The sequence below is a fragment of the Kribbella albertanoniae genome, from assembly GCF_004348455.1.
Taxonomy (GTDB): Bacteria; Actinomycetota; Actinomycetes; order Propionibacteriales; family Kribbellaceae; genus Kribbella; species Kribbella albertanoniae.
This window is the reverse complement of sequence record NZ_SMKA01000307.1, coordinates 1-10,765: the sequence shown is the minus strand read 5'-3', so window position 1 is coordinate 10,765 and position 10,765 is coordinate 1. Positions and strand designations below refer to the sequence as shown.

General features: G+C 67.7%; 11 protein-coding genes. 4 read left to right on the top strand and 7 right to left on the bottom strand.

Annotation, left to right across the window (positions count from 1 at the left end):
- Nucleotides 1-771, bottom strand: a 771-nt coding sequence (locus tag E1261_RS38870) for a hypothetical protein (RefSeq protein ID WP_202875404.1), incomplete at its 3' end; no start/stop codon positions are given.
- A 106-nt stretch (nt 772-877) separates the two neighbouring features.
- Here E1261_RS38870 and E1261_RS38865 point away from each other — a divergent pair.
- Together E1261_RS38865 and E1261_RS38860 are read left to right on the top strand one after the other, a co-directional pair.
- Nucleotides 878-1,582 (top strand): TetR/AcrR family transcriptional regulator C-terminal domain-containing protein, encoded by a 705-nt coding sequence (locus E1261_RS38865; protein WP_132414756.1) that lies wholly within the window; start codon nt 878-880, stop codon nt 1,580-1,582.
- A gap of 137 nt (nt 1,583-1,719) precedes the next feature.
- The gene (locus E1261_RS38860; protein ID WP_132414755.1) at nt 1,720-2,517 is read left to right on the top strand and encodes a S1 family peptidase; all 798 of its coding nucleotides are present in this window, start codon (nt 1,720-1,722) and stop codon (nt 2,515-2,517) included.
- Nucleotides 2,518-2,570: 53 nt separating this feature from the next.
- Here the strand turns inward: E1261_RS38860 and E1261_RS38855 are convergent, their stop codons facing one another.
- From E1261_RS38855 to E1261_RS38835, 5 genes are all read right to left on the bottom strand, one after another.
- Nucleotides 2,571-3,230 carry a class F sortase gene (locus E1261_RS38855; protein ID WP_238176705.1) on the bottom strand — a complete coding sequence of 220 codons (660 nt, stop codon included), beginning with the start codon at nt 3,228-3,230 and terminating at the stop codon, nt 2,571-2,573.
- A gap of 46 nt (nt 3,231-3,276) precedes the next feature.
- Nucleotides 3,277-4,137 carry a hypothetical protein gene (locus E1261_RS38850; protein ID WP_132414754.1) on the bottom strand — a complete coding sequence of 287 codons (861 nt, stop codon included), beginning with the start codon at nt 4,135-4,137 and terminating at the stop codon, nt 3,277-3,279.
- A 231-nt stretch (nt 4,138-4,368) separates the two neighbouring features.
- Complete coding sequence (locus E1261_RS38845; protein WP_132414753.1) at nt 4,369-5,673, bottom strand: dihydrolipoamide acetyltransferase family protein; 1,305 nt, start codon at nt 5,671-5,673, stop codon at nt 4,369-4,371.
- The gene (locus E1261_RS38840; RefSeq protein ID WP_132414752.1) at nt 5,670-6,656 is read right to left on the bottom strand and encodes an alpha-ketoacid dehydrogenase subunit beta; all 987 of its coding nucleotides are present in this window, start codon (nt 6,654-6,656) and stop codon (nt 5,670-5,672) included. Before E1261_RS38840 ends, E1261_RS38845 begins: the two co-directional genes overlap by 4 nt.
- A gap of 2 nt (nt 6,657-6,658) precedes the next feature.
- Complete coding sequence (locus tag E1261_RS38835; RefSeq protein WP_132414751.1) at nt 6,659-7,747, bottom strand: thiamine pyrophosphate-dependent dehydrogenase E1 component subunit alpha; 1,089 nt, start codon at nt 7,745-7,747, stop codon at nt 6,659-6,661.
- Between the two features lie 118 nt (nt 7,748-7,865).
- Between E1261_RS38835 and E1261_RS38830 the strand changes: the two genes are divergently transcribed.
- Entirely contained in the window at nt 7,866-8,354 is a 489-nt protein-coding gene (locus tag E1261_RS38830) for an Lrp/AsnC family transcriptional regulator (RefSeq protein WP_132414750.1), read from the top strand.
- Here E1261_RS38830 and E1261_RS38825 read toward each other — a convergent pair.
- On the bottom strand, nt 8,351-9,316 hold the full coding sequence (locus E1261_RS38825) for a LacI family DNA-binding transcriptional regulator (RefSeq protein WP_132414749.1): 966 nt from the start codon (nt 9,314-9,316) through the stop codon (nt 8,351-8,353). The genes E1261_RS38830 and E1261_RS38825 overlap by 4 nt on opposite strands.
- A gap of 95 nt (nt 9,317-9,411) precedes the next feature.
- Here E1261_RS38825 and E1261_RS38820 point away from each other — a divergent pair, with 95 nt between their 5' ends.
- A complete protein-coding gene (locus tag E1261_RS38820) occupies nt 9,412-10,716 on the top strand; it encodes a Gfo/Idh/MocA family protein (RefSeq protein ID WP_132414748.1) in 1,305 nt (434 codons plus the stop codon).
- Nucleotides 10,717-10,765: the final 49 nt, after the last annotated feature.

Here is a 10,765-nt window from a genome sequence, read left to right as displayed (position 1 = left end):
AAGCCCAGGGGAAGGTGCAGCACCCAAACTCCAGCACCATGATCGGCTTCCCCCACCGCCGGAACGGCGCCAGCTCCTTCGGATCAGTTCCATAGAAGTCCAGCCCCACGATGTCGAACAGCGACCAGTCCACGTTCTCAGGTCATGTGCGGCGCCGTACGTGATCCGCCCGTGGAAGTGGCGCCGGGCAACCTTCACCATCTGCGCGGTGAACACCCGGAACTTCCGCTGTAGCTCGGTCATGTTGTAGTCGCCCTTGGCCAGATACGCGACCCGCTCGAAGAAGTCCGCTCCCGGCACGATCCCCGGCGTGAACAACATGAACTCACACCCCACCACCAGCATCACCTCCGGCCCGAACCGCCGCCGCAACCGCTCCGCCCCGATCGCCACCTCGCGCAGCTTCGCCAACGCATCCCCCTGCGGCTCATCGAACGCCCGCGGCTGCACCGACACCGCCATCCCCTGCTGAAGCACCTCGCTCGCCGTCTCCACCAACCGCCCGACATCGCTGCCGTACACGCTCACCCAGTTCGCGTGCAGCCGATCCCGAATCGCCCCGACCTCCCCCCGCATCAACTCGCGACTCCACCGCATCCGGCTGTCGTCCCCCAGGAACCCCGTCCCCACGTCGTACGCGACTCCCTTGAACGCGAGCCGGGGACGCCGCCGGGGTACGGCGGCAGCGGATGCTGGAAAGGCGCCCAGGCCGACGGTGCCGGCGAGGAGCCCGATGGTGGCTGTGCGGCGCTTGACCTGTGGCTCGTTCATACCTCCGAGTGTTCGCCGGCATCGGCGACCTTTCGTCCACCCTCCGTTCCTCGTCGTGCGACTTTGGTCGCCAACACAACGTCCCAGAACGTGACACACTGTTTCAGTGCGAGCAGCAGACGAACGAACGGCGCTCGGCTCGGTCTGGCTCCGGACCGAGGCCGAGGCGACCCGGGCACCCCTCACCCGCGAGCAGATCATCAGCACCGCGATCGAACTCCTCGACCGCGACGGCCTGGACGGCTTCTCGATGCGGAAGATCGCCGCCGAGCTCGGCACCGCCGCGACCTCCGCCCTCTACTGGCGGATCGCCAACAAGAACGACCTGCTCGAGCTCGCAGTCGACGAAATCCTCGGTACGGCGGTCGCCGACCCTGGCCCGGGCGATTGGCGGGACCACCTGACCCTCGCGTGCACAGCGGCGTACCGGGCGTTGTGGGAGCACCCCTGGGCACCCCAGCTGCTCGCCACCCACGCCGGCCTCGGACCGAACTACCAGGCCTTCACCGATCAGCTCGTCACGATCCTGGCCGGCGCCCGCTTCAAGGGCGAGCACCTCGACTCCGCCGTCTCGGCTGTCTTCCACTATCTGATCGGCTCCGCCGTCACGGACTCCGCCTGGTCCGCGATGGTCCGCCGCAGCGGACTGACCGAGCGCCAATGGGCAAACAAGGCGGGCGATCAGCTCGGTGTCGGCGCCGAGAGTCTGGCCGCGTACCTCAACCGAGCCAACCGCGCCGGCCCGGAAGCACGGTTTTCCGCGGGGCTCCGGGTGATTCTGGTCGGGCTGCGGCCACGACAGCTTTCCTGAGCCTCGTGACACAGGGATGACCCGTCACCACTGTGCCCGATCAATCGCTTGTGCTACTCCGTGTCGCCGTACAACTCTTCACAGTGATGGGACCGCGCCGCCCTGCGGCCCCAAAACATCACCCTGGAGTGTGAGGCATGACAGGAAAGCTCAAGCTCGCCCGTGCCGCGTTTGCCGCCGTCATCTTGGTGACTGCATCGGCCGGAGCAGTGGGGCAGGCGCAGGCCGCCCAGTCCAAGCCGCCGGCCCCGATCGTCGGTGGAACGCTGGCCAGCACCGCGCAGACCCCCTGGGCGATCGCGCTGAACAACACCCGCTCCTCCGACCCGTACGACCAGTACTGCGGCGCCACGCTCGTGAAGGCGAACAAGATCGTCACCGCGGCGCACTGCGTCACGCAGACGATGAGCACCTACACCGCAGTCCAGGGTCGCGACGACCTGCGCACCACGGCCGGTAAGACCTCGAAGATCTCCAAGATCTGGAAGGACCCGCTGTACGGGCGCGAGTCCGGCCACGACGTCGCCGTACTGACGCTGGCCACCCCGTTCACCGGTGTCGCCACGCTGCCGCTGGAGTCCAGCCGGGCCGCGGACGCGGTCGGCGCGCAGTCGACCGTGTACGGCTGGGGCAACACCGAGGGCACCGGTCCCTCGGACCGCTTCCAGAAGGTGCTCACGCCGGTGCTCGGTGACTCCTACTGCCAGCAGCAGTACGCCGGCGAGGGCTACGTCGCCAACGGCGAGATCTGCGCCGGCTACAAGGAAGGCGGCAAGGACTCCTGCCAGGGTGACTCCGGTGGCCCGCTCGTCCTGAACGGCCGCCTCTTCGGTGTCGTCTCCTGGGGTATCGGCTGCGCCGACGCCGGCAACCCGGGCGTGTACGCCGAGGTCGCCTCGTACTACACCGCGCTAACCACGCAGATCAACAACTAGTTGCAGCGAGAGTGGCCGTCCCACGGGGGCCGGCCACTCATCGTTTCGGCCACTCACTTTTTCGGTACGGCGACAACGACCGCGTTGCTGAGGTACGCCGTACCGTCCCAGTCCTCGCACGTCACCAGGACCAACCGCCCCGCGACGCTCTGGTCGAACAGCTGCGCGGCCTTCTTGGCCAGCGCCTTCTTCCGGTACGTCGTGACCGACGCGACCACGTAGTCCGTCGTCCCCTGCTTCGTGGTGACGCGGATCGAGGCGCCACGCTTGACCAGTTCCAGATCGTCGAAGGCGCCGCCGCCGTCATGAACCGTGTGGCCGGTGATGATCGCGGAACCCTTCGACGCACCGGGCTGTGCGCCATCCGCCCACCACCCCACGATGCGCGGGTTGGACGGCGGTACGAGCGTTCCGCCTTGAGCCCGGATCGCGAGTACCCGGGTGGAGATCCCGAGGCTGGGAACCGAGAGCCTGGTCGGGTTCCCGGGTCGGGCGGCCGCCGTACTGCGTGCTTCGGCCGGGGGGCGCTTCGTCGTACTGGATGTCTTGCCCGGGGTTGGGGATGCGGGTTCGCCGTCGTCCGGTTGCTCCGCTTCCGGGGTGACCTGGGTCGGCGTCGTACCGGCCCGTCCCTCGGCATCATTGCCGCGTAGCTGGACGAACCCGCCGACACCGACCAGCGCGACGCCGGCCGCCAGGGCCCCGATCGTCACCCACGACGATCGGGCACGCCCCGGACGGCGGCGCTGTGCGCGGAGGTCAGGCAGAGTGGAATCCCTTGCGCTGGCGAGCCTTCAGCACGCCGGCTGCGACGAGCAGACCACCGAGACCGAGCAGTCCGATGCCCAGGAGGCTCTGGCCGGAGGTGCTGGCCGAAGCGTTCTGCGTGCCGCCGTTCAGACCGGCGTCGACCTCGGTCGGTACGCCGATCGGGCTGCTGGGAGCCGTGGTCGGCGGGCCGGTCGTGGTCGGCGTCTCGCTCGGGGTGTCGGTCGGCGTCGGCGTGTCACTCGGCGTCGGGGTGTCGCTCGGCGTCACGGTCGGCGTGTCCGTCGGGGTCGGGGTCGGAGTGGGGGTCGGCGTCGGCGTGGGAGTCGGCGTGGGAGTCGGCGTCGGGGTCGGGGTCGGCGTGGTCGGCTTGGCGACGCAGAACGTCACGTGGCTGATGCCGTAGTACTTGTCGTTGTTGTCGTTGACCGGCGTGTGCAGCTTGGTCCCAGCGACGGTCCCACCCGGGTAGGCGTAGAAGTTCGCGTTCGGGCCGCCCTTGATGATGGCGCCGAGCACCGTGCCGCCGACGGCGGTGAAGTTGACGAGCTGGCCGCCGGTCTGGTCACCCGGGTGCTCCGGGTCGTCGATCAGGAGCTTGCCCTCGGTCCAGGTGACCGTGACACCTTGTTCGGTCTTCGGCCCCGGGTTGGGCGGGTCGAACTTGATCTCGATCGACCCCGGCACCAGATCGGCGCAGTTCGGGTTCCCCGGCTTCACGATCCCGTCGGCCGAGGCCGACGGAGCTGTCGCCAGCGACAGGCCGCCCGCCGCGAGCGCGAGAGCACCCGCACCCCCGAGCACCGTGGCCAGTCGTGACTTCTTTCCCCGCACCTGCACCGATGTGTTCAAGGTTCATCCTCTGGTGCTGGACCGGCCGCTGGGGCGACACGATTCGTGGACCGGAACCCCAGACCGTGCGCGAGGACTCTCGCGCTCCGCCTCACCCCTGGGCACCGGATTCCCTCGCAGTCTGGAGCCAGAAGCTTGCCATGCGCAAGTATCTGGCCGCCGAACGGCGATTTCTGCCGTACTGCAACCGAATCGTGTCCGAGTGTTACGCCTAGTTGCCTAGTCCCGGCATCACAGATCTGCCACAACGGACGCCGGGTTCTCGAAAGCATCGGCCACGAATCGCAGGAATCCCGCCGCCGTGCCGCCGTCACACACCCGGTGGTCGAACACCAGCGACAGCTGGGTCAGCTTTCGCACGGCAAGCTCACCGTCGACCACCCACGGCCGGTCGATGATCCGCCCGACGCCCAGGATCGCCACCTGCGGGTGATTGATGATTGCAGCACTGCCGTCCACGCCGAAACTCCCGTAGTTGTTCAGTGTGAACGTCCCACGGTTGAGCTCCTCCGGCGTCAGTCGCCCAGCACGAGCCGTCTCCATCAATCGCCGGATCTCCGCGTCGAGCCCGCGCGCGGTCAACTTGTGCGCATTCGGTACGGCGGGCACGACCAGCCCACGCTCGGTCTGCGCCGCCAGCCCCAGGTTCACCCCGTCGAACTGAACAAGCTCTTCCCGCTCGGTGTCCACAAACCCGTTCAGCTCTGGATACTTCGCCAGCCCGGCAACCACGAACCGCCCCATCAAAGCCAGCAAACCCGGCCCCGAATCAGTTGCCGTCCGCAACGATTCCCTGAGCTCGACAAGCGCCGTCGCATCAACGTCGACCCACGTAGTAGCCTCCGGAATCTCCCGCCGACTCCGACTCAACGTCGCCGCCGCCATCTTCCGGAACCCACTCATGGACTCCCGCTTCAACTCGGCAAGCCCAGTCCGCGAATCCGCGCCAAAGCTGGCTACAGGTGCCGGGGTCTCCTCGACGGCCGCAGGTTCAACACGGCGTGCGATAGCCAGCTCCACGTCCCGCCGAACGATCAGTCCGTCCGGCCCAGTCCCGGCCAAGTCCCGCAGATCCACCTCGGCGTCCCGCGCCAACCGCCGTACCAGCGGCGAAACCACCAGCGGCACCCGCCGCTTCGCACTATCCGGTAATTTTTGGGCGCTATTTGACGAAAAGTTACCGGCTAACGCGGCACCGCGCGGCTTCCGGCGCCGACCGGACCCGGCCGATTCTCCGGTTCCGTAGCCGATCAGGACATTGCCGGACCCGGCGCGCTCCTCCTCGCGGTAGGCAGCACCGACCTCGGCGGCAATGGTGATGAGCGGTTTGCCGACCGGGATCACCGTGCCGACCTCACCGTGCAGTTCCTCGACAACCCCCGCGTACGGCGACGGCAGCTCCACGACCGACTTCGCCGTCTCGACCTCCGCGACCGGGGTGTCCACGGCCACCACATCACCCGCGGCCACCAACCAGCGCACGATCTCGCCCTCGGTCAGCCCTTCCCCGAGATCCGGGAGCAGGAACGTGTTCACGAGTCCTCCCACTGCAGATCGTCAACAGCATCGAGGATCCGGTCCACTCCCGGCAGCTGGAACTTCTCCAGCTTCGGCGGCGGATACGGAATGTCGAACCCGGTCACCCGCCGCACCGGCGCGGCCAACGAGTGGAAGCACCGTTCGGTGACCCGGGCAACGATCTCCGACGACACACTCGCGAATCCACTCGCCTCGGCGACAACCACGGCCCGCCCAGTACGCCGTACTGCAGCACAAACCGTCTCGTCGTCGAACGGCACCACCGACCGCAGATCCACGACCGTCAGCTCCCGCCCCTCGGCCGCAGCAGCCTCCGCGGCCTCCATCGCGACCGGCACCGAGGGCCCGTACGCAATCAGAGTCGCGTCCGCACCTTCTCGCCGTACGACGGCAGTCCCGATCCCCGGTGCAGGCTCGGTCAGATCGACCTCCTCCTTGGCCCAGTAGAGCTTCTTCGGCTCCATGAACACCACCGGATCCGGCCATTCGATTGCCCTGCGCAACAACGTGTAGGCGTCCGCAACGGTGCTCGGGGCAACGACCGTCAACCCCGGCGTGTGCGCGTAGTACCCCTCGGACGAATCGCAGTGATGCTCGACACCGCCGATCCCGCCGGCGTACGGCATCCGGATCACCATCGGCAGCGCGATCCGGCCGCGCGTACGGTTCCGCATCTTCGCCACATGGGAGACGATCTGCTCGAACGCCGGATACCCGAACGCGTCGAACTGCATCTCGACCACCGGCCGCATCCCGTTCATGGCCAGCCCGATCGCCATCCCGACGATCCCGGACTCGGCCAATGGGGTGTCGAAGCAACGATCCTCGCCGAACTCCGCGGTCAGCCCGTCGGTGATCCGGAAGACCCCGCCGAGCGCGCCGACATCCTCACCGAACATCAGCACGGAGTCGTCGGCGGTCATCGCGTCCCGCAGCGCCTGGTTCAAGGCCTGCGCCATCGAAATCTTCTGATGCGTCATGATCAGGCCTCCTCTCGGGCCAGCTCGTCGCGCAGGAACGCGGCCTGCTCGGCCAGCTGCGGCGTCGGTACGGCGTACAGGTGGGTGAACAGCTCTTCCGGATCGACACTCGGCTCCGGCATCAACCCGTCGCGCAACTGCTGCGCCACCCGCGTCGCCGCATCCTCGGCCCGCCTTTTGATGTCGTCGCTCAGCAACCCGGCGCTGCTCAGATAGGCCTCGAGCCGCTTGATCGGATCCTTCGCCAGCCACGGCGTGACTTCGTCGTCCTGCCGATAGCGCGTCGCGTCATCGGCGTTCGTGTGCGCCTGCACCCGGTACGTGTGCGCCTCGACCAGCTGCGGTCCCTCGCCGGCGCGTGCCTTGTCAACAGCCTGCCCGAGTACGGCGAGCAGCCCGGCAAGGTCGTTGCCATCGGCCCGTTCTCCGGGGACGCCGTACCCGATCCCCTTGTGGGCAATGGAAGGCGCGACGGTCTGCTTGGACAGCGGCACCGAGATCGCGAACCCGTTGTTCTGCACGAAGAAGACGACCGGCGCCTTGAACACAGCCGCGAAGTTGAGCGCCTCGTGGAAGTCACCTTCGCTGGTCGCGCCATCACCACACAGCGCCATCACGACGGTGTCCTCACCCTTCAGCCGCGCCGCATGCGCAACGCCAACCGCGTGCGTCAGCTGCGTCGCCAGCGGCGTCGATTGCGGCGCGACGTTGCGGGCGTACGGGTCGTAGCCCGAGTGCCAGTCACCACGCAGCAGCGTCAACGTCTCGATCGGGTCGACGCCGCGGCTCACGATCGTGACCGTGTCGCGGTACGTCGGGAACAGCCAGTCCCCGTCGGCCAGCACCATCGAGGCGGCGACCTGACAGGCCTCCTGCCCGTGCGACGACGGGTAGACAGCCAGCCGGCCCTGCCGGACCAAGGCGCTGGCCTGATCGTTGATCCGACGGCCCTTGATCAACTCAACGTAGCCATCGACGAGGGCTTGCTGGGTCGGCAGCTGGTACGACGAATGGTCGTGCAGAACCCCGTCCTGGTCGATCAACCGGACTGGTTCTTTGGAGGGGAGCAGTTGCTCCTCGACGGTAGTCATGGGCCCTCCAGGCGCAGGAGACGGACGGTGGCCACATCGTCGTACTTCTGGCCATTCGGATCCAGACCTGGGAAAATGCCGAGACAGATGGTTACGGTCGGCCGAGTTTGGAGTGCAAATGTCCGAGGACGAGATCCCGCATCACGCCGGACCTGGACGGATGGTCATCGCTCCGGCACTCGACGAGATCGACCGGCAGATCATCGAGGCCCTCGGCCGGGACGGACGGCTCTCGATCCGCGCCCTGGCGGAGCAGGTTCACATCTCCCGCGCCAACGCCTACGCCCGCGTCGAACGCCTCACCAGCACCGACACCATCACCGGCTTCACGGTCACCGTGGACCCGCTGAAGTTAGGCCTCGCCACCTCGGCGTACGTCACGCTGAGTCTCCGCCAGAGCTCCTGGCGCTCCCTGCGCGAACAGCTCCAAGCCATCCCCGAGATCAAGCACATGGCCCTGGTCGGCGGCGACTTCGACGCCATCCTCCTGGTCCGCGCCGCCGACAACGAGGGCCTCCGCCGCGTGGTCCTCGAAAAGCTCCAAGCCATCCCAGAAGTGCTGGGCACCCGCACCGCCCTCATCTTCGAGGACCTGGGCACCCTCTAACACCCACAGGACTTCCGAACCACCAGCTCCGTCGGGTAGGCGGTCGGCTCACCAACCGTCCCCTCAACCAACTGCCGAACCACCTCAGCAGCCATCCGCTCCACCGGCTGCCGCACCACCGTCAAAGGCGGCCACGAGTACTCCGCCTCCGGCGTCCCATCAAACGCCACCACAGCCACATCCGCCGGCACCCTCAGTCCCGCCTCCCGCAAGGCCCTCAGCAACCCGATCGCCTGCAGGTCCGAACTCGCGAACACAGCCGTAGGCCGCTCCTCCAGCCCCACCAACCACTGCCCCGCCAGGTACCCGCCCTCGCGCCTGAACCCCACCCTGATCGCTGGCCCATCCGGCAGCCCTGCCGCTCGCAGCCCTTCCCGCCAGCCCCGCTCCCGTTCCGGCACTCTTCTTCCACCCTCACCAATCACCAGAGCGATGCGGGTGTGCCCGTGGCCGGCCAGGTGTTCGACGGCGGCTCGTGCACCCTCGCGGTAGCGCGGGCTGACTGAGCTCACACCTGGCAGCAGTCGATTGACGACAACGACGGGCACGTCAGCGCCGGACAGGTCTGGGGCTTCGGTTGGTGTCACTAGCACTAGCCCGCTCACCTGGCGTGCGAGTAGCTGTGCGACCTTCGTGCGTTCGGTTTCCGGGTCACCGTCAGCACTGGTCTGCAGTACGACGTACCCGCGTTCGGCGGCCGCCTTGTCGATCGCCTTGGCCAGTTCGGCGAACAGTGGGTTCCCGCCATCCGGGGTGATCAGTCCGAAGGTCTGCGTGCTCCCGGTCCGCAGTGCCCGAGCTGTCGCGTTCGGCCGGTAGCCGAGCACGCGGATCGCCTCCAGCACTCGTTCCCGCGCCTGCGGGGACACCGCGCGCGGCCCGTCGTTCACGACGTAACTCACGACCGCAGTACTGACACCGGCGTACCGGGCGACGTCGTTGCGCGTGACTGGGGACGACATGAGCCGATCGTAACGACCGTTGACCGCTTACCCGGACCGTTGTTAGCCTCGATCTACACGAGTAGATCTCCACGAGTAGAGAGAAGGCAGCCGCCATGGCCCGCCGCTATGCCGTCGCCGGAACCGGCTCCCGAGCCCGCGAATACGTCCGGGCGATCTTCCAGGACCACCCCACCGACGCCGAACTGGTAGCCCTGCTCGACCCGAACCCCGGCCGTCTCGCCTTCCACCAGCAGTACGTCGAAGAGCTCGGCGGCCACCAACTCCCGCAGTACGGCGCCGACGACCTGGAGCGCATGGTCAAGGAGCAGTCCGTCGACCGAGTGATCGTCACCAGCCCCGACTACACCCACGCAGCCGTCGTCTCCCGGCTCCTCCGAGCGGGCGCCGATGTGATCGTCGAGAAGCCGCTGACCATCGACGCCGAAGGCACCCGCCAGATCGCCGCGGCGATGGCGGAGTCCGGTAAGACCGTCGTCGTGACCTTCAACTACCGCTACTCACCCCGCAACAGCGCACTACGCAAGCTGATCGCGGACGGCTCCATCGGCACGGTCACCAGCGTCGAGTTCCAGTGGGTGCTCGACACCAGGCACGGTGCGGACTACTTCCGTCGCTGGCACCGGCAGAAGCAGAACTCCGGCGGACTCCTTGTCCACAAGGCCTCTCACCACTTCGACCTCGTCAACTGGTGGATCGCCTCCGAGCCGGCCCGGGTCTTCGCCTCCGGCGCCCTGTCCTTCTACGGCGACCAGAACGCCGCAGCCCGCGGCCTGGGCCCCCGCCCGCCGCGCGGCACCGTCGACGACTGGGCTGACGACCCCTGGCTCCTGGACCTCCGCCACGACGACTCCAACCGCCGCCTGTACCTGGAGAGCGAGAAGTACGACGGTTACCTCCGCGACCAGGACGTCTTCGGTCCGGGCATCACCATCGAGGACAACCTGGCCGTCATCGCCGAGTACACGAACGGTGCGCGGCTCAGCTACTCCCTGAACGCCCACGCCCCCTGGGAGGGCTACAAGGTCTCCGTCAACGGTACCGAGGGCCGGGCCGAACTGGAGGTCGTCGAACGCGCCGCAGTGATCGACGCCCACATCGACCCGAGCTATCCGGCCGGCAACCTGATCACCGGCGACATCCGCTCCGACGGCGAACGCCTGGTGCTCCAGAAGCACTGGACCGCCGCAGTCGAGGTGGAGATCCCCCGAGCCGCCGGCGGCCACGGCGGCGGCGACCGCCTCCTCTACGCAGACCTCTTCCAAGGCCCCGGCAACGACCCACTCGCCCGCGCCGCCGACATCAACGACGGCATCAACGCAGTAGCCGTCGGCATCGCCGCCAACCAGTCCCTAACCACCGGCCAACCAGTAACCGTCGCCGACCTCAACCTGGGTTAGCTACCCGAGCCACAACTGCAGCCCGGAGACCCCGCACAACGTCCCCGCC

Excerpts from the sequence above, each read along its gene's own strand:
- E1261_RS38860 (WP_132414755.1), top strand. The coding sequence starts at position 1,720 with ATGACAGGAAAGCTCAAGCTCGCCCGTGCCGCGTTTGCCGCCGTCATC.
- E1261_RS38840 (WP_132414752.1), bottom strand. The coding sequence starts at position 6,656 with ATGACGCATCAGAAGATTTCGATGGCGCAGGCCTTGAACCAGGCGCTG.
- E1261_RS38835 (WP_132414751.1), bottom strand. The coding sequence starts at position 7,747 with ATGACTACCGTCGAGGAGCAACTGCTCCCCTCCAAAGAACCAGTCCGG.
- E1261_RS38830 (WP_132414750.1), top strand. The coding sequence starts at position 7,866 with ATGTCCGAGGACGAGATCCCGCATCACGCCGGACCTGGACGGATGGTC.
- E1261_RS38825 (WP_132414749.1), bottom strand. The coding sequence starts at position 9,316 with ATGTCGTCCCCAGTCACGCGCAACGACGTCGCCCGGTACGCCGGTGTC.
- E1261_RS38820 (WP_132414748.1), top strand. The coding sequence starts at position 9,412 with ATGGCCCGCCGCTATGCCGTCGCCGGAACCGGCTCCCGAGCCCGCGAA.